The organism is Kiloniella sp. (assembly GCF_965205715.1).
In the GTDB taxonomy this organism is placed as follows: Bacteria; Pseudomonadota; Alphaproteobacteria; order Kiloniellales; family Kiloniellaceae; genus Kiloniella.
On the sequence record NZ_CBDBHW010000002.1, the window covers coordinates 12,932 to 31,586 of the forward strand.

The 18,655-nt window shown below is 45.0% G+C and carries 16 protein-coding genes and 4 tRNA genes; 4 read left to right on the forward strand and 16 right to left on the reverse strand.

Features of this window, described 5'->3' with window-relative positions; genetic code table 11:
* Nucleotides 1-11 precede the first annotated feature (11 nt).
* The 3 genes from ACOGW3_RS02195 to ACOGW3_RS02205 all read right to left on the reverse strand — a co-directional run bounded on the left by ACOGW3_RS02195 (nt 12) and on the right by ACOGW3_RS02205 (nt 1,844).
* On the reverse strand, nt 12-1,436 hold the full coding sequence (locus tag ACOGW3_RS02195) for a DUF502 domain-containing protein (protein WP_419901463.1): 1,425 nt from the start codon (nt 1,434-1,436) through the stop codon (nt 12-14).
* Nucleotides 1,437-1,591: 155 nt separating this feature from the next.
* Nucleotides 1,592-1,678: transfer RNA gene (locus ACOGW3_RS02200), tRNA-Leu, on the reverse strand.
* A 78-nt stretch (nt 1,679-1,756) separates the two neighbouring features.
* A tRNA-Leu gene (locus ACOGW3_RS02205) sits at nt 1,757-1,844 on the reverse strand.
* A 485-nt stretch (nt 1,845-2,329) separates the two neighbouring features.
* Between ACOGW3_RS02205 and ACOGW3_RS02210 the strand changes: the two genes are divergently transcribed.
* Nucleotides 2,330-2,683 (forward strand): TraR/DksA family transcriptional regulator, encoded by a 354-nt coding sequence (locus ACOGW3_RS02210; protein ID WP_419901464.1) that lies wholly within the window; start codon nt 2,330-2,332, stop codon nt 2,681-2,683.
* A 102-nt stretch (nt 2,684-2,785) separates the two neighbouring features.
* Here the strand turns inward: ACOGW3_RS02210 and ACOGW3_RS02215 are convergent, their stop codons facing one another.
* Nucleotides 2,786-2,998, reverse strand: a complete 213-nt coding sequence (locus ACOGW3_RS02215; protein ID WP_419901465.1) for a DUF3126 family protein — start codon at nt 2,996-2,998, stop codon at nt 2,786-2,788.
* Between the two features lie 138 nt (nt 2,999-3,136).
* Here ACOGW3_RS02215 and ACOGW3_RS02220 point away from each other — a divergent pair, with 138 nt between their 5' ends.
* On the forward strand, nt 3,137-3,346 hold the full coding sequence (locus tag ACOGW3_RS02220) for a hypothetical protein (protein ID WP_419901466.1): 210 nt from the start codon (nt 3,137-3,139) through the stop codon (nt 3,344-3,346).
* A 60-nt stretch (nt 3,347-3,406) separates the two neighbouring features.
* Here ACOGW3_RS02220 and ACOGW3_RS02225 read toward each other — a convergent pair whose 3' ends face one another.
* The 8 genes from ACOGW3_RS02225 to ssb all read right to left on the reverse strand — a co-directional run bounded on the left by ACOGW3_RS02225 (nt 3,407) and on the right by ssb (nt 10,520).
* On the reverse strand, nt 3,407-4,423 hold the full coding sequence (locus ACOGW3_RS02225; RefSeq protein ID WP_419901467.1) for a M23 family metallopeptidase: 1,017 nt from the start codon (nt 4,421-4,423) through the stop codon (nt 3,407-3,409).
* Nucleotides 4,424-4,433: 10 nt separating this feature from the next.
* Entirely contained in the window at nt 4,434-5,198 is a 765-nt protein-coding gene (locus ACOGW3_RS02230; RefSeq protein WP_419901468.1) for a 5'-methylthioadenosine/adenosylhomocysteine nucleosidase, read from the reverse strand.
* A 226-nt stretch (nt 5,199-5,424) separates the two neighbouring features.
* Nucleotides 5,425-5,500 (reverse strand) — tRNA-Lys (locus tag ACOGW3_RS02235).
* Between the two features lie 40 nt (nt 5,501-5,540).
* Nucleotides 5,541-5,616 (reverse strand) — tRNA-Lys (locus ACOGW3_RS02240).
* Nucleotides 5,617-5,769: 153 nt separating this feature from the next.
* The gene (coaD, locus tag ACOGW3_RS02245; protein WP_419901469.1) at nt 5,770-6,288 is read right to left on the reverse strand and encodes a pantetheine-phosphate adenylyltransferase; all 519 of its coding nucleotides are present in this window, start codon (nt 6,286-6,288) and stop codon (nt 5,770-5,772) included.
* A 37-nt stretch (nt 6,289-6,325) separates the two neighbouring features.
* Entirely contained in the window at nt 6,326-9,127 is a 2,802-nt protein-coding gene (gene gyrA, locus ACOGW3_RS02250; protein WP_419901759.1) for a DNA gyrase subunit A, read from the reverse strand.
* Between the two features lie 299 nt (nt 9,128-9,426).
* The gene (locus tag ACOGW3_RS02255) at nt 9,427-9,882 is read right to left on the reverse strand and encodes a GNAT family N-acetyltransferase (RefSeq protein WP_419901470.1); all 456 of its coding nucleotides are present in this window, start codon (nt 9,880-9,882) and stop codon (nt 9,427-9,429) included.
* Nucleotides 9,883-9,983: 101 nt separating this feature from the next.
* Nucleotides 9,984-10,520, reverse strand: coding sequence for a single-stranded DNA-binding protein (gene ssb / locus ACOGW3_RS02260; protein WP_419901471.1), 537 nt, complete (start codon nt 10,518-10,520; stop codon nt 9,984-9,986).
* Nucleotides 10,521-10,722: 202 nt separating this feature from the next.
* Here ssb and uvrA point away from each other — a divergent pair, with 202 nt between their 5' ends.
* Nucleotides 10,723-13,563, forward strand: a complete 2,841-nt coding sequence (gene uvrA, locus ACOGW3_RS02265; RefSeq protein WP_419901472.1) for an excinuclease ABC subunit UvrA — start codon at nt 10,723-10,725, stop codon at nt 13,561-13,563.
* A gap of 79 nt (nt 13,564-13,642) precedes the next feature.
* Here uvrA and ACOGW3_RS02270 read toward each other — a convergent pair whose 3' ends face one another.
* Entirely contained in the window at nt 13,643-14,875 is a 1,233-nt protein-coding gene (locus ACOGW3_RS02270; protein WP_419901473.1) for an adenylate/guanylate cyclase domain-containing protein, read from the reverse strand.
* A gap of 136 nt (nt 14,876-15,011) precedes the next feature.
* On the opposite strand from ACOGW3_RS02270, the gene trmFO reads away from it, so the two are divergent.
* Nucleotides 15,012-16,388 carry a methylenetetrahydrofolate--tRNA-(uracil(54)-C(5))-methyltransferase (FADH(2)-oxidizing) TrmFO gene (trmFO, locus tag ACOGW3_RS02275; RefSeq protein WP_419901474.1) on the forward strand — a complete coding sequence of 459 codons (1,377 nt, stop codon included), beginning with the start codon at nt 15,012-15,014 and terminating at the stop codon, nt 16,386-16,388.
* A gap of 62 nt (nt 16,389-16,450) precedes the next feature.
* Here the strand turns inward: trmFO and ACOGW3_RS02280 are convergent, their stop codons facing one another.
* From ACOGW3_RS02280 to secF, 3 genes are read right to left on the reverse strand one after another with little or no spacing between them, the layout of a single operon-like run.
* A complete protein-coding gene (locus ACOGW3_RS02280) occupies nt 16,451-17,299 on the reverse strand; it encodes a phytoene/squalene synthase family protein (RefSeq protein ID WP_419901475.1) in 849 nt (282 codons plus the stop codon).
* Nucleotides 17,300-17,311: 12 nt separating this feature from the next.
* Entirely contained in the window at nt 17,312-17,689 is a 378-nt protein-coding gene (locus tag ACOGW3_RS02285; RefSeq protein WP_419901476.1) for an Mth938-like domain-containing protein, read from the reverse strand.
* A 12-nt stretch (nt 17,690-17,701) separates the two neighbouring features.
* Nucleotides 17,702-18,649 carry a protein translocase subunit SecF gene (secF, locus tag ACOGW3_RS02290; RefSeq protein ID WP_419901477.1) on the reverse strand — a complete coding sequence of 316 codons (948 nt, stop codon included), beginning with the start codon at nt 18,647-18,649 and terminating at the stop codon, nt 17,702-17,704.
* Between the last annotated feature and the right edge of the window lie 6 nt (nt 18,650-18,655).

Sequence of the window (18,655 nt, forward strand, 5' to 3'; positions counted from 1 at the left end):
GGAAGGGCCCCTTAAGACGCTGCCTTTTGATCCCCGTCAACATCCTCTGAAATTCTATCTTGTTGCTCTGCAGCCTCTTGCTCTTCCAGATCATGTTCATGGCCGGGACGATGGTCCTCAGGGGTAACGATGCCACCAGATACAACCATCTTGATTCCTTCTTCTACCGTCATGGAAAGAGAGCGCGTTTCACCCCGTGGAACAAATAGAAGGAAGCCAGACGTCGGGTTAGGGGTTGTTGGCAGGAAAACATTAATAGATTCGTCTTCAGAGATATTTTTGATTAAACGATTTGAATCCCCTGTATAAAAACCGAGGGCCCAAGATCCTGGACGCGGATATTGAAACAACACCACTTCACGAAAGGCATTTGAGTGTTTTTGAAAAATTGTTTCGATGATCTGTTTAACCGCACCGTAAACAGTACGGATAACCGGCATCTGGTCCAATAAATGCTCGCTGATACGCAACAAAGTCTTACCGACGATGCCAGCGGTTAAAAACCCAATTAAGGTCAATGTCAGGAAAATAAAGAACAGCCCAAGGCCAGGTATTGCAAAGGGAAGATAGCTCTCGGGATTCCATTTCATCGGAATATAGGGGCGGACCCAATTATCGATAAAGATAATGATTTCCCAGGCGAGCCAAAATGTAAGCCCGATTGGCGCCGTAACTAACATACCAGCAAAGAAATAATTTCGAATACGCATAAGAAAGCTTGGCTTATGGCTGGCAATCTCTTCCTCGGCGGCCTTGTTGTCTTTTTCTTCCAGGGTAAGTTTTTTAATTTCAGATGGAGATAGAATACCTCCTGAAATTACCAGCTTAATGCCCTCTTCAACCGTCATATCCAAGTGATGAACATCTTGCTCGGGAATGAAGAGTAAAAAGCCCGTTGTTGGATTGGGGGTCGCTGGAACGAACACATTGATTACAGTATCATCTGTGACGCTCTGAACCTCTCCTTTGGTTCTTCCGGTGATAAATCCAACCGCCCAAGACCCTTTGTGAGGATATTCAACAAGAACAACTTCGTTAAAAGCAGAAGAGTTTTTGGAAAGAACCGTTTCGAATACCTGTTTCGTCCAACTGTAGATACTGCGAACAACAGGGAGGCGCTTTACAATGCTTTCGCTTGTCCGCATCAAAAGGCGACCAATATACCCCGCGGTAAGGAAACCAATGAGCGTGAGGCCAACTATAATGACAACCAGGCCAAGACCGGGCACACCAAAAGGAAGATAGTGTTCAGGGTTCCAGTTCGCTGGTATTAAAGGCGTGACTTGATTGTCGACGAAAGTAATCGCCTTCCAAGCCAACCAGAGCGTAATGGTCACAGGTGCTGTTATGAGAACCCCTGCCAGAAGATAATTGCTAAGCCGTTGGGCAAAAGATTGCTTCAGCTTTTTATTGGTCTTGCGACCGGTATCTTTCATGAATCAAGGTTCCGTTAAAACAACTGTTCTGGCGCCATTAATGGATGACACTTCTTAGATAATTAAGATCGCCGTTATCAGTGTCTTTTTCAAGGGGAGAAGTGAGTAGAAAATACCCATCAGAAAAATTAACAATCAGAATTGAAACTGTGGGATGGTGCGGCAAAGAGGACTTGAACCTCCACTCCCTTACGAGAACTAGCACCTGAAGCTAGCGCGTCTACCAATTCCGCCATTGCCGCATATGATATGCACCCACAGGCTTGCGCAGAAGATCAGAGGAGATCAATACCGGCACTTTAGAGCAACAACATAAATTTTGGTGCGGTCGAGAGGACTTGAACCTCCACGGGCTATTAGCCCATAACGACCTCAACGTTACGCGTCTACCAATTCCGCCACGACCGCATCGTTGTTGCTGAGGGGATTTATACTGATCCAATCAGAAAGGGCAATCGAAAAATTTCAGAAAAGTGAAATTATCTGTGGATAAACATAAAAAGGGTCTCTTTGGGTCGTTTATTAGGGACCGAGCATTGTAAATACTTAACCGTTAGTATTGTTAATATCGATTATTATTAGGCCCTCCGATTCTTTTTACAATCATAATTTTCCCTTAAGGAATCGATAGTTAACAACCTAAGGGCACAGATTAATGAAATTTATTTTCAAAGTGTTATTTGAGAACACAAAATCATCACAACAATTGTCAATTCTCTTTGTTATGTTCAGTTAAATACCTCGAATTGAGACGTTGGCCATGCCGTGACATGCTCATGGAAACCCCCATTTGGCCGTCCCCCCTGTCTGAATTCGAGGTGTTTTCTATTTAATTCTGATCATTTGTATTTTTTTGCTATGATGCTTTTTGCACAATGAAAGGCAAAGGCGGTATGGCTGACGATACTATCAGATTCAACCTGGAAAAATTTGCTGAAGAATTGAATAAACGAAGAGCTGAAATAACAGAGCTTCGTAATTCGAGCCAAGAATCGCGGGATGTCGTTGAACTTGACCAAACAAAGGTTGGGCGGCTTTCTCGAATGGATGCTCTTCAATCCCAAGCTATGTCTTTAGAATCTGAAAGAAGGCGTCAACTCGAGCTCGAGAAGATAGAAACGACACTTACACGTCTTCAAAACGGTAATTTTGGATACTGCCTGAAATGCGATGAAGAAATCCAAATCAAAAGGTTAGAACTTGATCCAACAGTCACACTATGTGTCGAGTGCGCGTCTGACAAATAAGTTTGTTAAATTTAATTTCCCAATAAAAATCGGGATAAGGACATAGACCTTACCCCGATTATAATCTTCTATAGCCGCTTCTAGATTATTTAAAGAGCTATACTATTTTGGCAAATCGTCGGCTAGGATCGCCATATTGAACGAATAAGAGAGTTCTTCGTCTTCGTCATCACGATAAATGACACCGATAAACTCACCTCCAAGGGTCACTTCAATAGAATCTTCTTTTTTGGTTTTACGATCCAAGCCAATTGTTTCGTTACCAAAGGTTTGGCGAAGATATTTCTCTACGCTAGTGATTTCGTTGTTATCCACGCTTACGCTCTCCGACATTAGATTTAAAGGAACTGATTAACGGATCATTCTCAGAACTAAAAGTGTTTTCTCTGGTAGTCTAAAAAAACAACACCATATGTTAACACTTACTTAATAGAGATATGGGAAAGTGAGATTATGACTATAAATGCTACATCTTTCCAGAGCACAGTTCGATTTTCCGAGCCAGCCGCCGCTATTGATACTTCTTTAGAAGGTGGAGTTCAGAAAAACTCACAAGCTGAGTTTGCGACGAAGCGCCCTGTCGAAAACTCTGAAGCCACAAATCCTACTCGTAAACAAAGTACCAGTGAGTATCTTGGCCAGAATGTAGATATAGAAGCTTAATTCCATCTTCGATAATATATTTCAAATAAATCACCACTTTAAAACTGATTTTTCAGTTCATTAATGCATTGTTATTTCAGAATTTTTTGAAAATACAACTTCCCAACGCCCCTCAATAATTCTCTCCAAAATAACTTGCCCCTTATACTTGCCTTTCATCCAACCGGTTATGCCTTTCCTCTTCCCCAAGTATTTAAAATATGATGCCTGATTTTTCTTTAATATTTTCTGATCGGTAGAAACTTTCCCAGAAGGATCGGTGTAAGTCATTGTAAGACGATCAGCCGTTTTCACGCCCCAGGCTTCCATCCAGTAAATAAGGACTTCAGCATCTTTTCGAAGAGAGATTCGCTTTCGCTCATCGGAAAAGGGTAATTGTTTATAAACCGGGATCTCGGAAGAAAAGTTAGCTTCGACAAGCCCAGTTCCAATGTACTTAAGTTTTTTTAAATCTGAATCGTTCCAAAAACTTTTCTTCAACCGATTCTGACATCCTGCAGCGATGGTCCCAATGTAGGGGTCATATATTTTATTGTTATGTATGACTTGAAAATGCAGGTGGGTAAATTCGGTTTTCCCGCTAAGCCCAACAACCCCCAAGCTATCACCCGCTTTGACCTTGTCCCCGACAGATACCTTAATCGATCCTCTCTTTAAGTGAGCGTATAGAGTCTGCCACCCGCCCTTATGTTGCACAACAACACCATTCCCCCCTTCTATGGCTTTGACGGCTTCTTTACCTTGTCTCAAATAATCTCCTTCAACCTCTCCATCCCTTAAGCGCAAGACTGTGCCATCCGCCGCAGCAAGTACGGGGACGCCTCTCTCGTACGATGCATAATCCAATACTCGAAAGTCAGTTCCCTTATGCCGCTCATAACTTAGAGTACCGCAATTGAAGTCTCGTACTCCTGGACCTGGTCTAACATCCATATAGTTCTGAACAACACATTCGCTCGGAACCTCACACTCCAGAGGAATTCTAAATTCTGGCGTGGATAGTTCTTCTGCCTGTACTGAAAAGCTCGTGAAGAAAAAGAGCCCCGATAGCGATAGGAGATGCAGCAGTCTACACATATAACTGCCTTTATATTGCGCTTATGATTCGCCTCAAGACCAATGCCGCTCCGCCTGCGGTTTCTTCAAGGAACTTCATAAAGTCCATAGTACTTTCCTCACCCGCAAGATCACTAAGAGAACGAATAATAATAAAAGGAACTTGATAACGCTCAGCTACCTGGGCAATAGCAGCCCCCTCCATCTCAACAGCAAGCCCTGACAAATCGTCATGCAACTGGTCGCGCGCAACTGTACAGCCAATAAATTGGTCACCTGTTAAAATGGTACCAGTCGTGATAATCGGCTGTCTTGTTTTGCCACCAGCGGCCTCGGCTGAGATCTCAGGAAGTTTGAATCCCCTTAATGCATTCATAAGTTTATCAATAAGGGGAGAGCTCACCTCGTACCCAAGTTTTTCAGTGGGCATATGGATGGGAAGATGGCCAGGCTGATACGCTGTCATTTTTTCATCAACCATCATGCCATAATCATGCTGGATAAGCTTGTTACCAACGATAACATCACCCACCCCAAGCTCAGGATCCAAACCACCTGCTACACCAGAGAAAAGAATGGCTCTACAGTTAAAGTGCTCCATTAACAGCGTTGTAACCACAGCAGCATTTACCTTACCCATACCAGCCTCAACAAGAACTGTATCTACGCCATCCAAAGTACCAGAGAAGAACATAAAGCCTGCAATAGACCTTTCTGCTTCTTTCGTAAAAGCAGAGCCAAAGTGTTGAATTTCATTGGGGATAGCACAGATTAGACCAAGTGGTTTTTGAGACACGATATTTTCCTAACAAAAGAGCTGAATTCAACTACTCTTAATAAAATGGAGGCACCTACTGAAAACTTCTGATAAATCGGAGGATTTTCAAAATAAGATCAACTGATAGACATTATTCATTCTGGAAATGAAGAAAGAAAGACGTTTTATATATCGTAACTTTAGAAAGTAAGGTGAAGAGTAGATAAACAAAACCCCGCATTAAAGCGGGGTTGTTTGTGTAGATTGGTGGGCCCGACAGGATTCGAACCTGTGACCTGCCGATTAAAAGTCGGACGCTCTACCAGCTGAGCTACGGGCCCAATCTACTATATGTATTTACCGAATGAATTCGGTTGAGAATGGTGGGCCCGACAGGATTCGAACCTGTGACCATTCGATTAAAAGTCGAGTGCTCTACCAGCTGAGCTACGGGCCCATTCTCATTTGCTTGCCGACATCAAACTGTAATGCGGTAAGCGAGGCGGAAGATAGAACCACTTATTGATTCGGTCAACAGCCTTTTTACTTATTAGAGGAAAAAAATGAATAATTTCAATTCTTCTCAAAAAGGCATCGGCCTAAAGCTAATCTACCCCTCATTCAGACGCATTAACTTGAACTTTTCCTCAAGTTTGTTTTTTGTGTCCACACTGACGAATGTTGAGATATCTCCCCCTAAATATCCGATTTCTTTGACGAATCTAGAGGAGATGAATTGTTGTTTCTCAGATGCCATAAGAAAGACAGTCTCTATTTCAGCATCCAGTCTGGCGTTCATACCTGTCATTTGAAATTCATACTCGAAGTCAGATACAGCACGAAGCCCACGTAAAATGACACTTGCCCCGACTTCTCTGGCAAATTTAACCAAGAGATTGTCAAAAGGAAGAACTTCAATTTCAAAACCCTTATCCCGTAAGGGTTTTGTATCATGTAAAACCATCTCAACACGTTCGTCAGTGTTGAATAACGGCCCCTTACGATCATTTCTCGCGACAGCAATGATCAGCTTATCAACCACACGACACCCGCGTGTGATGATGTCCATATGGCCTTTAGTAATAGGGTCAAAGGTACCTGGGTAGAGCCCGACGTGTTTTGTCGTCATGGAGTCTATCTTTCTCTCTTCACCGAAGAGGCGGGGATTACTCCCCACCATCTCCTTCTACCTGCTGAGCTTCACCTGAATTGGCCTCTGAGGTCTCTTCAGAGGTTTCTGATACATTTTCAGCCCCCTCATCACCCTCAATCAGGTCCAGGTTATCCTCTTCTTCATTTTCGTCTTCGCCATCATCTTCAAGACGAGATACAGAAACGATTTTCTCATCATCAGCAACGTTAAACAGGTTAACGCCACGTGTTGAACGCCCTGCTATTCTCACATCATGAACCGGGCAGCGGATCAATTTACCAGCGTCTGTAACCAACATAATATGGTCAGTCTCATCAATTGGGAATACCGAAATTACAGTCGTGGTTTTCCCCTTAGCCCGGGTTAAGTCCAGGTTACCAATACCTTTACCACCACGACTTGTTACCCGGTATTCGAATGACGATGATCGTTTACCCAATCCATCTTGCGAAATAGAAAGGATAAACTGTTCCGTTTCAGCCATACTATCAAGAAGCTCTTGAGATAAAGTCGTCTCAAGTGCTGATGGATCGAATTCACCCTCATCAGCATTTTCACTACGGCGCTTGGCACTCGCATAACGTAAATACTGTTCTCGTGTCTCGGAATCAGCGTCCATGTGGTTGATGATCGCCATAGAGATAACCGAATCACCTTCAGCCAAGGAAATCCCCCGAACACCCGTAGAAGTCCGCCCAGCAAATACACGAACGCCATTAACAGGGAAACGAATACACTTACCATTAGCTGTCGATAGCATGATGTCGTCGTGTTCGGTACACGTTTGCACCGCGATTAACCGACTGCTTTCGTCTTCGAGTTTCATGGCGATTTTACCGTTTGCCATAACACGAGTGAAGTCAGAAAGCTTGTTGCGTCGTATGCCACCAGTCGATGTGGCAAACATTACGTACATTTCTGACCAGGTCTCCTCATCTTCAGGAAGAGGCATCATCGTAGAGATGGTTTCTCCCTGCTGTAGAGGAAGCATATTAATGAGCGCCTTCCCTTTTGATGTCGGGTTACCTGCAGGTAGTCTATAGACCTTCATCTTGTAGACCATCCCGCGGGAAGAGAAGAACAGAACAGGTGTATGGGTGTTGCAGACGAAGATCTGGGAGACAAAATCTTCATCTTTAGTGGACATACCCGACCGCCCCTTACCACCACGACGTTGCGCGCGATAAGTACTTAGCGGTACGCGTTTGATGTAGCCGCTATGGCTAACAGTAACGACCATATCTTCGCGTTGAATAAGATCTTCATCGTCGTAGCCAAAGACACCATCCAGAATTTCGGTCCGCCGAGGAGTGGCGTACCGTTCTTTCATCTCGGTGAGTTCATTACGCAGTATATCTAGTAGTTTTTCGCGAGATGCGAGAATTTCGAGGTAGTAGCGAATTTGCGCTGCGATCTCTTCTAACTCGTTGGCAATTTTATCTCTTTCAAGACCGGTAAGTCTTTGTAACCGCAGCTCCAAAATAGCTCGGGCTTGAATTTCTGAGAGATAATAATTTCCGTCTTCATCTACGTTCCGTCCGGGCTCGTCGATCAGCTGTATCAACGGCTCAACATCTTTGGCTGGCCATGCACGGCTCATAAGCTGTTCGCGCGCAAGCACAGGATCAGACGCAGCTCTAATCAGAGCAATAACCTCGTCAATGTTTGCAACAGCTATCGCCAATCCAGCAAGAACATGAGCGCGATCTCTTGCTTTATTGAGTTCATAAATCGTTCTGCGTGTAATCACTTGTTCGCGGAATGCGATAAATGCAGAAATAATTGATTTAAGGTCAAGAAGCTCTGGGCGTCCAGAGTTAAGCGCCAACATATTTGCGCCAAAGGAAGTCTGAAGCGGAGAATAACGATAAAGCTGGTTGAGAATTACTTCAGGCTCGACATCACGACGCAGCTCAACAACAACACGAACGCCGTGTCTGTCACTTTCATCGCGAATATCGGTAATGCCTTCAATCGTTTTCTCTCGTGCAATTTCAGCAATTTTCTCAAGCATCCGTGCCTTATTAACCTGGAATGGCACTTCGGTGATGATGATTGCCATTTTGTCCTTACGGACTTCCTGGATTTCAGCCTTACCACGCATGACGATTGAGCCACGACCAGTATGATAGGCATCACGGATCGTGGTCCGGCCAAGAATAAGACCGCCCGTTGGGAAATCTGGTCCTGGAATAATCTGGTTTAGCTGATCAATTGAGATCTCAGGGTCATCTACATAAGCCTGACAGCCATCCAAGACCTCACCAAGGTTATGAGGCGGTATATTCGTCGCCATACCAACAGCGATACCACCTGCACCGTTTACCAGAAGGTTTGGATAACGGGCGGGAAGAACAATAGGCTCTTTCGTTGATTCGTCGTAGTTGTCCTGAAAGTCAACTGTATCGCGATCGATATCCTCTAAGAGAGAGTCAGACGCAACACGTTGAAGTCTGGCTTCAGTATAACGCATCGCAGCAGGAGGATCACCATCCATGGAACCGAAGTTACCCTGGCCATCGATCAACGGCAGACGCATGGAGAAATCTTGCGCCATACGAACCATGGCATCATAGATCGCACTATCGCCGTGAGGGTGATACTGTCCCATCACATCACCAACGATACGCGCTGACTTACGGTAGGCCCGGTTCCAATCGTATCCAGATTCCTTCATAGCGTAGAGAATGCGGCGATGTACCGGTTTCAAGCCATCTCGAACGTCAGGAAGAGCACGTGAGACGATAACGCTCATAGCGTAATCGAGGTAAGAGCGCTTCATTTCATCTTCAATGGTTACCGGAAAGATATCCATATGATCAGAGGAGGTATCAGAATTCGAGGTCACGTAATCATCCTGTTTCTGTTTCACAGAAATGCTTTAAACACCGTCTTTGGCAGGCTGCCATTGAGCGAATAAATTAAAGCGTCATAAATTTCAGGGAAAATGTAACAAATTCATCCCGCTGCCACAACAAAATGTGCACAAAAAGATACGGAAAAAGACGGTTCTATCGGTTTGAAATTAAATAATTTTTCCAGAGCTCAATATTAGCCAAAAATTCAAAAATATTTTAGTTTGTCAAGACAAATATAATGGCGAATAAAGAGTATTTACACCGCCCTAATCATATCGATATGCATTACGCCAGCATCGTCATATGGCTGCTCAGAAACCAAAACATATCCAAGATTTTTGTAGAAATCACATAGGTATTCTTGGGCCGACAGCTCTATACGTTCTGCGCCCTCTTGTTTGGCAACAAACTCATGAGCCCGTTCCATCAATTTCTTTGCCAGACCTTTGCCTCTTGCTGATTTGGAAACTGCAACACGTCCAATCGTATAACAAGATGGATACTTTATATCTTTGAGAACTCGAACAACGCCCGCCAGCTCATTTTGGGTATTACAGGCCAAAATATGCCAAGCATATGCGTCTTGCCCATCCATATCCCGATACAAAGACTGTTGCTCTAATACAAACACATCCGCACGCAGCTGCAAAACACCATACAACTGCTCTTTAGATAATTGCTCAAAATGAAGAAGACTAAGTTGAAAAGACATTAGGTTCCCTTCTCAATGACGAGACAAAACAGCCATCTATAGCTGATAAAAACAAGAAAAGCGGCCACAAGGACCGCTTTCTTAATTAAAACATCATCAACCTAGAACGGGATTTCATCGTCCAGATCATCAACAGGCGCACTACCGCCAGAGGAGCTACCGCCACCGGATTGTGATGAACCACCACCAAAGCCGCCGCCATAACCACCGCCACCACTGCCGCTTCCGCCAAAGCCGCCAGCATCACCACCGGCTGAATCACCAAAGCCACCACCTTGGCCATCGTTACGACCGTCTAACATGGTGAGTTCACCGCGGAAGTTCTGTAGAACGATTTCTGTTGTATATTTTTCAACGCCAGAATTATCAGTCCATTTACGGGTCTGTAGTTGGCCTTCAAGGTAAACCTTTGAGCCTTTTTTTAAGAATTTTTCTGCAACGTCGCACAAACGGTCATTAAAGATAACAACGCGATGCCATTCGGTTTTGTCCCGACGCTCACCAGTGTTGCGATCTTTCCAGCTCTCAGATGTCGCAATATTCAGATTAGCCACACGCTGTCCGGATTGCATAGAACGGATCTCAGGATCACGTCCCAAATTACCAACCAGGATCACCTTGTTAACACTACCAGCCATGGCCTCTTTCCTTGAAAAATAAAGAATCTATAAATTGATCTGAAACCCTATCAGTCAGGGTCCTCAGAGCCAACGTCTAATAAGAGATCGATCACATTTCTGCAAGATATCTAAAAGCAATTAGAAAAAAGATGCATTTTGTTCACTGTTCGTCCATATATATCCCAACGAGAACATTTGCAAAACATCTACAGGTAAAAAAATGAGTTCGATACAGGAATCCCGCACAATTTCCGTACGTGGCGCAAGGGAGCATAACCTGAAAAATGTCAGCGTTGATTTGCCGAGAAATCAACTGGTTGTCATTACCGGGCTCAGTGGATCGGGCAAATCTTCTCTTGCCTTTGATACGATATACGCTGAGGGGCAGCGACGGTATGTCGAATCCCTTTCTGCTTATGCGCGTCAGTTTTTGGAACTAATGCAGAAACCAGATGTCGATTCTATCGAAGGCCTTTCCCCGGCCATTTCAATCGAACAGAAAACAACATCCAAGAACCCCAGATCAACCGTTGGTACCGTTACTGAAATTTACGATTACCTACGCCTTTTGTTTGCCCGCGTGGGTATCCCCTACTCTCCCGCAACAGGCCTTCCCATCCAAAGTCAATCTGTCAGCCAAATGGTCGACAAGGTTATGGAGATGGAACAGGGGACACGGCTTTATCTCCTCGCCCCAATCGTTCGCGGCCGCAAGGGAGAATACAGAAAAGAACTTGCTGATCTACAGGTAAAGGGCTTTCAACGGGTCAAGGTTGATGGCGAGCTCTATGAAATTGCCGACGTCCCGGCTCTCGATAAAAAGAAAAAGCACGACATTGAAGTTGTCGTAGACCGCGTTGTCGTCAAAGGAGATATAAAAACCCGTTTGGCTGACAGTCTGGAAACCGCTTTGGCCTTGGCAGATGGCATTGCTTTTGCGGAAGATGCCAAAACGGGAGAACGGACGATTTTTTCAGCCCGTTATGCCTGCCCGGTTTCCGGTTTCACAATCGATGAAATCGAACCCCGATTATTTTCATTTAACAATCCCTTTGGTGCTTGTCCTACTTGTGATGGTCTTGGAAAAACACTGATCTTTGATGGTGAACTCATCGTTCCGGACCCAAGAATGACCTTAAAAGAAGGAGCGATAGCTCCCTGGGCAAACTCAACTTCTAAATACTACCTTCAAACCCTGAAAAGCCTGGCCGAACATTTCAGCTTTGAGCTTGATTGTTCATGGAACGAGCTTCCTCAAAATATCAAAAAACTCCTACTTATGGGGTCTGGTAAAGAAACCATCGATATGACCTATACCGATGGTAATAGAAGCTATCAAACCAAGAAACCGTTTGAAGGCATTATCCCCAACATGGAACGTCGTTTCCGTGAAACAGATAGTGATTGGGTGAGAGAAGAGCTCGCGAAATATCAGGCCAAGCAACCCTGTACCGTTTGTAAGGGACACCGATTAAAACCTGAAGCACTGGCGGTAAAAATCGGTGACAAGCATGCAGGTGATATTGCCCAGCTTTCAATCGCTGAAGCAAGTAAGTGGTTTACCGAGATTCCAGAGATACTCTCATCAAAAGAAAATGAAATTGCGGTCCGTATTCTCAAGGAAATTAATGAACGTCTCTATTTCCTCGTCAATGTCGGTCTGGATTACCTTACCCTCTCCAGGTCTTCCGCGACATTGTCTGGGGGGGAAAGCCAACGCATTAGACTTGCATCCCAGATTGGCTCAGGCCTGACGGGTGTCCTCTATGTCCTGGATGAACCATCAATCGGTTTGCACCAACGAGACAATGCCCGCTTACTGGAAACCTTGAGACGGTTACGCGATCTTGGCAACACGGTTGTTGTTGTCGAACACGATGAAGATGCAATCCGAACCGCAGATTACCTGGTAGATATGGGCCCAAGGGCTGGCAAGCATGGCGGACAAGTTGTGGCCTGCGGCACACCAGACGAAGTAATGTCCACGGAGGCAAGTTTAACCGCGAAATATTTAACTGGTGAAGTTGCCATTACTCTTCCTGAGAAACGTCGCAAAGGTCATAAAGGACAAAAAATCAAAGTCCTGAATGCCAATGAAAACAACCTCCAGAATGTATCGATTGAAGTTCCGCTTGGAACCTTCACCTGTATCACAGGGGTTTCAGGCAGCGGAAAATCCACTCTCATTCTTGAAACTCTCTATAAGGCGGTTTCGCGAAAGCTCCATAATGCTAAAGGCCACCCCGGAAGCCATGATTCTATCGAAGGGCTCGAGCACATCGACAAGGTGATCGATATCGATCAATCCCCGATTGGCCGTACACCAAGGTCCAATCCAGCAACATACACGGGTGCTTTTTCTCCAATTCGTGACTGGTTTGCAGGATTACCCGAAGCAAAGACACGTGGCTACAAGCCCGGACGGTTCTCTTTCAACGTAAAGGGGGGACGTTGTGAGGCGTGTCAGGGGGATGGTGTCATCAAAATTGAGATGCACTTCCTACCAGATGTTTATGTAGAGTGTGATGTCTGTAAGGGGAAACGCTATAACCGCGAAACATTGGAAATCCTATTCAAGGGGAAGTCCATTTCAGATGTTCTACAGATGAACGTTGATGACGGGCTTGAGTTTTTTAAAGCGGTTCCATCAATTAAAAACAAACTTGAAACGCTACAGCGCGTCGGCCTAGGTTATGTTCAAGTAGGACAAGCGGCTACTACTTTATCGGGTGGCGAAGCCCAAAGAGTGAAACTAGCCAAAGAGTTATCTCGTAGGGCAACCGGCAAAACACTCTACATTCTGGATGAACCAACAACCGGGCTGCATTTTGATGATGTGAAGAAGTTGCTCGAAGTCCTACAGACCCTTGTTGACCAGGGAAATACCATTCTTTGTATCGAACATAATCTCGAAGTCATCAAAATTTCAGATTGGATTATCGATATGGGCCCTGAAGGCGGGGACAAAGGCGGACGTGTTGTTGCGACGGGAACACCTGAAACCGTGGCCAAGACTAAAGGCAGTTATACAGGCGAATACCTGAAGCCTTACCTCTCTTAAACAACAAGGGCCAGAACAGTATCTATTGTTCTGGCCCTCCTCATTGCAAACTTACGGCAATATACTAACGGTGATGAATTCAGTCACCCATGGTATAAACTTCGCGTTTTTCCTCAATTCCTCTGAGTTGGTGCTTGCCCATTGGCATACATTGCCTGCCAACGATTTCTGCAAACTCCTTGCTCATGAGAATTTCTTTTCCGAGATCTTTTGTCAGAGCTTCAAGTCGGGCCACTTCATTTACCGCCGGACCAACCGTTGTAAATTGAAGCCGATCCGGTAAGCCAATATTACCGAACATAACATTCCCCACATGCAGCCCCAAACCAAACGAAGCTTCGCATTTACCATTACTACAAGCACAGGTGTTTAACTCTTTAATCCGCTCCAGAGCATCATATGCTGCTTTCACAGCTAATTCACCCGTCTCTGCCTGAGTTCGGTTTTCAGTGAACGGAAAAATACCCAGCACAGCATCACCGATAAGCAGGAGGACATCACCACCATTATCAATAATGGCGCCCGCGGTACTTTCGAAATAACCATTAAGAAGATCAAGATAGTCTTCCTCAGGCATCATATCAGCAAGGGCAGTAGAATTTCGTAAATCACTGTACCAGATCACGGCGTGAATTTTTTCACCATCGCCGCGTTTAATTTGTCCCTTCAACACCCGCTGCCCAGCATTACTACCAAGGTAGGTCGTCGAAATATTTTGAGCGATCTGAGACTTGATAATTACCTTACAGGCCACGGCGAGGCGGTTTTGCACCCGGATGAGCGATCTAATATCAGAATCACTAAAGCCTGCTTTTATATCGCAAGACCAAGTACCAAGAATTCCTCTGGCCTCGGTATCCCCTGGAGTAGATTCTTCAAAGTGAATAGCATAGCAAAGGGTGTCGGTGTAACCATCATCGCGTAGATCAGTCATAAGCGGAAAATCATGAATGGCGCCCTCACCCGTCAAACGCCGCCTCAATAGGCTGATATCCTTGCTAAGCATGAAATAAAAGGGGCTGCGACGCCACACTTCATCACGCGAAGCATCATGTGACATGCCAACTGTCTTTACCCCATTACCCAACTCCCAGGTCAAACCCATTGCGCTATAAAGTGGATGAAGGGTACGAAAAGCGATGTAACCTCTGGCAATGGGAAGACCAGCAGACCTTAGGCGAAGGCAACAACCTTCAAAAAGATCTTCGATTGTCGTATCGCGCAGGGCCTGAGCCATAACCCAGTCAACAACCGAGCCGATAAGGCTGTCGTCATCTCCCCCTCGTTTAATACGATCATCAATACGCTGCATAAACTAAATAGCTCCTGAGAAATGTGTTATTATTTTTTAAGTACAAAGAAAATTACAAGACCTAAAACATATGGGTGCAATAAGCTGAATTAATAGATATAACACGAAAAAATTATTTATCATACGAGAAGAACAAATGAGCAACAGCGATTTAAAACCTATCCACGTTATCGGCGGCGGAATGGCGGGAACAGAAGCGACCTGGCAAATTGCTCAAGCTGGTGTCCCTGTTATCCTGCACGAAATGCGTCCAGTCAGAAAAACTGACGCTCACCAGGGTGAAGGTTTGGCAGAACTGGTTTGTTCTAACTCGTTCAGATCTGATGATTACGAAAACAATGCTGTTGGTCTTCTCCACGAAGAGATGCGCCGGATGGATTCAATCATCATGGCCTCAGCAGCCTTACATATGGTCCCTGCTGGTGGCGCACTCGCTGTTGATAGAGATAATTTTTCTGATGAAGTAACACGGCGCCTGGAAGCGCATCCGTTGGTTACGATCGTCCGTGAAGAAATTGACACCCTACCACCAGAAGACTGGGATTCTGTTATTGTTGCAACAGGCCCGCTTACTTCTGAAAGCATGAGCGAGATTATCGCCAGCATTACAGGCGAAGAATACCTCGCTTTCTTCGATGCCATTGCCCCTATTGTTTACAAAGAATCCATAAATTTCGATAAGGCCTGGTTCCAATCTCGCTATGATAAAGTCGGCCCTATGGGTGACGGAGCGGATTACATCAACTGCCCGATGAGCAAGGAACAGTACGAGACCTTTATTCAAGGCTTAATCGATAGCGAAAAAACCGACTTTAAAGAGTGGGAAGAAAACACTCCCTATTTCGAAGGATGCCTTCCAATTGAAGTGATGGCGAGCCGAGGAGTAGAAACGCTTCGTTTTGGCCCTATGAAGCCAGTAGGCCTTACCAATCCTCACAGCGATGAAGAGCCCTATGCCGTCGTACAACTTCGCCAGGATAATAAACTCGGTACGATTTATAATATCGTTGGTTTCCAAACCAAGATGAAATATGGCGCACAAATGGAAATCATCAGAGCCATTCCTGGCCTGGAAGAAGCTGAATTTGCACGTCTGGGCGGGTTGCATAGAAATACTTTCCTGAAATCGCCCAAACTATTGGATAGCTCTCTTCGGATGAAGCCCATGCCTCGGTTGAGGTTTGCAGGTCAAATCACGGGTGTTGAGGGTTATGTTGAATCAGCGGCTTCAGGATTAATGGCCGGACGCTTTGCTGCAGCCGAGCGTCTCGGCAATGAATTGCCAGCTCCTCCAATCACCACAGCACACGGTGCCTTGATCAACCATGTAACAGGTGGCGCAGACGCCAAGACCTTCCAGCCCATGAATGTAAACTTTGGTATATTCCCGAATATTCCAAGAGGCCCAGGTAAAAAGGTCAAAAAGAAAGACCGCAAGCCGCTTTATTCAAAACGGGCACTTGAAGATCTTCAAACATGGTTCGATGAAAATTACGGATCAATACCTTCATAGAATTTGTATATAAAAATGGCCTCGCATTTTCAAATGTGAGGCCAATTTTCTAACAACTAACGTTAGTAACGAGACCGTAGGTTTGCCCACATCAATCGCCAGGAAACTGATGACGTTACCTTATGGAGAGAGGGGCTAAATGGGTCGTATTTATTATCTTCAAGTCGCTTGATGTACTGGTCAGCCAAAATACCCACGAGCAAGGGTGATTGAGCTCTTTTGGGAATATCACGTCTAAAAGACCTGGCTTTAGCTAGGTGACTTCGAAGTCGTTCGGTCAAAACCTCGATAATGTCACATAGAGCTTTAGAGCTCTGTAGCTCAAACAGTTGTTTAAGATCCAGGTTATGTAAGCTGCATAATTCTTGCGGGATATAAATTCGTTTTTTTTCTGCATGGAATGGTATAGCCCGGATCAACCCCAAAATGCCCCACGCCAGCCCCATGTGCTTAACAACGTCATGTGTGTTATTGGCTTGGTTGGATGCCGTGATCTCAACCGCAGCAGCTAACAAGCTTGACGATGTACTCTCGACATAGTTTTCCAAAGATCCAAGAGTTGTTGGGACCTCTTCGTCCAAATCAAATTCTCGGCTATCTATTATCTTTTCAAGCAAACTTTGCTTCAGAGAAAACTGATGCACCGCTTCTGACAGTGCTTCGACAACCATGTGCTTTCTTGGAGAGTGATCGTATATCCCCTGAATAGACTCCCGCCACCATTGCAAACGAATCATCCCCGTAAGAGGTTCACTTACAACTTCGGCGGTTTTTGCTATTTCCTGATTAAAAGCATAAAGAGCAAACAAGGCGTCGCGACATTCTTCAGGCGCAAACAGGCACGTTAAGTAACGATCATAATCATGAGACTTAACTTCCTGGCCGCAAAGAGAGAGAGCACTATTACTCATTAAGGCTACGGCCTATTCTACAGCGATTAAAGCAGCAGCCACAGTTCGGTTTTCTGATAATAGAACATTATAGGTTCTACAAGCAGCTCCTGTGTCCATGGCATCAATAACGAGGCCTTTACCACGTAGCTCTTCTCTAAATTTGGGTGGTATGAATTCAGATTTTGAACCGCAACCGATCAGAAGAACTTCGATTTGATCCGCCATATCAACAAAGGGTTGAAGGCTCTCAACGGTTAAATCCTTGAACTTTGTTACAGTCCAGGGAACCGTTTCTTCGGATCGGATAAGAACGGAACCCTCGTGGTAATGGTCGCTAATAAGAAAGCGGCCATTACCATATTTTTCGACAACCTGTTGGCCATCCTTTAATTGCAGTGTCACTTCCACTTTGTGACGCTCCTAAGCTTCTTGCCCGTTTTCGGCACCTTCGCCATTTTCTTCGTCTTCAGGAACAGGTGAACGAACATCTGTTGCAAAGAGCAATGGAACGGCAAGACCAATGGATGAATATGTACCAATGGCAACACCCCAGATCAGCCCCAAACTTAGACCACGTAGAACTTCACCGCCAAAAACAAAGAGCGAAACCAGAGCCAATAGGGTTGTTACAGATGTCAGGATTGTCCGAGAAAGAGTTTTATTAACCGCCATATTGAGGATGTCGATGACTTCCATCTTTTTATAGCGGCGTAGCTCATCCCGTACCCGGTCAAAAATAACCACCGTGTCATTGATAGAATAACCAGCGATCGTCAGAATAGCAGCAAGTGTCGCCAGATTGAATTCGTATTGCGTCAGAGCAAAGAACCCAATCGTTGTGATCACATCGTGCGTAAGCGCCAAAAGCGCCGCCACAGAGAATTGCCACTCAAAGCGGAACCAGATGTAAAAGGCAATTCCGAGTAGAGCAAAGATCGTTGCAAGTGCTCCATCCTGCTTTAACTCAGCACCGACTTTCGGACCAACAAACTCAACGCGACGGTATTCTGCAACATCGCTGCCCAATTCGGCTTTTACCAAATTGATGGCGTCCATCTGTTTCTTCTCATCACCCTCTTGTTTTTGGATGTTGATTAGAACTTCATCAGGAGCACCAAATTCTTGCAGACTGACTTCACCGATATTAAGTGTGCCCATCCGGCTGCGCAAAGAGTTGAGATCCGCAGGTTCCGTGGTTTTAATTTCGATCAGAACACCACCCCGGAAATCAATTCCGAAGTTTAGTCCACGTGTCGCAACCAAGAAAACAGAAAGGGCAATCAACAGAGCAGAGAAAGCCATAAACAGTTTTCTGTTGCCCAAGAAATTGATTTTGGGATCGACAGGAAGCTTTTTGATTAATGCCATGATATT

Excerpts from the sequence above, each read along its gene's own strand:
- ACOGW3_RS02195 (WP_419901463.1), bottom strand. The coding sequence starts at position 1,436 with ATGAAAGATACCGGTCGCAAGACCAATAAAAAGCTGAAGCAATCTTTT.
- trmFO (WP_419901474.1), top strand. The coding sequence starts at position 15,012 with ATGAGCAACAGCGATTTAAAACCTATCCACGTTATCGGCGGCGGAATG.
- ACOGW3_RS02220 (WP_419901466.1), top strand. The coding sequence starts at position 3,137 with ATGACTATAAATGCTACATCTTTCCAGAGCACAGTTCGATTTTCCGAG.
- ACOGW3_RS02255 (WP_419901470.1), bottom strand. The coding sequence starts at position 9,882 with ATGTCTTTTCAACTTAGTCTTCTTCATTTTGAGCAATTATCTAAAGAG.
- secF (WP_419901477.1), bottom strand. The coding sequence starts at position 18,649 with ATGGCATTAATCAAAAAGCTTCCTGTCGATCCCAAAATCAATTTCTTG.
- gyrA (WP_419901759.1), bottom strand. The coding sequence starts at position 9,127 with ATGGATATCTTTCCGGTAACCATTGAAGATGAAATGAAGCGCTCTTAC.
- ssb (WP_419901471.1), bottom strand. The coding sequence starts at position 10,520 with ATGGCTGGTAGTGTTAACAAGGTGATCCTGGTTGGTAATTTGGGACGT.
- ACOGW3_RS02270 (WP_419901473.1), bottom strand. The coding sequence starts at position 14,875 with ATGCAGCGTATTGATGATCGTATTAAACGAGGGGGAGATGACGACAGC.
- ACOGW3_RS02225 (WP_419901467.1), bottom strand. The coding sequence starts at position 4,423 with ATGTGTAGACTGCTGCATCTCCTATCGCTATCGGGGCTCTTTTTCTTC.
- ACOGW3_RS02280 (WP_419901475.1), bottom strand. The coding sequence starts at position 17,299 with ATGAGTAATAGTGCTCTCTCTCTTTGCGGCCAGGAAGTTAAGTCTCAT.
- ACOGW3_RS02210 (WP_419901464.1), top strand. The coding sequence starts at position 2,330 with ATGGCTGACGATACTATCAGATTCAACCTGGAAAAATTTGCTGAAGAA.
- uvrA (WP_419901472.1), top strand. The coding sequence starts at position 10,723 with ATGAGTTCGATACAGGAATCCCGCACAATTTCCGTACGTGGCGCAAGG.
- coaD (WP_419901469.1), bottom strand. The coding sequence starts at position 6,288 with ATGACGACAAAACACGTCGGGCTCTACCCAGGTACCTTTGACCCTATT.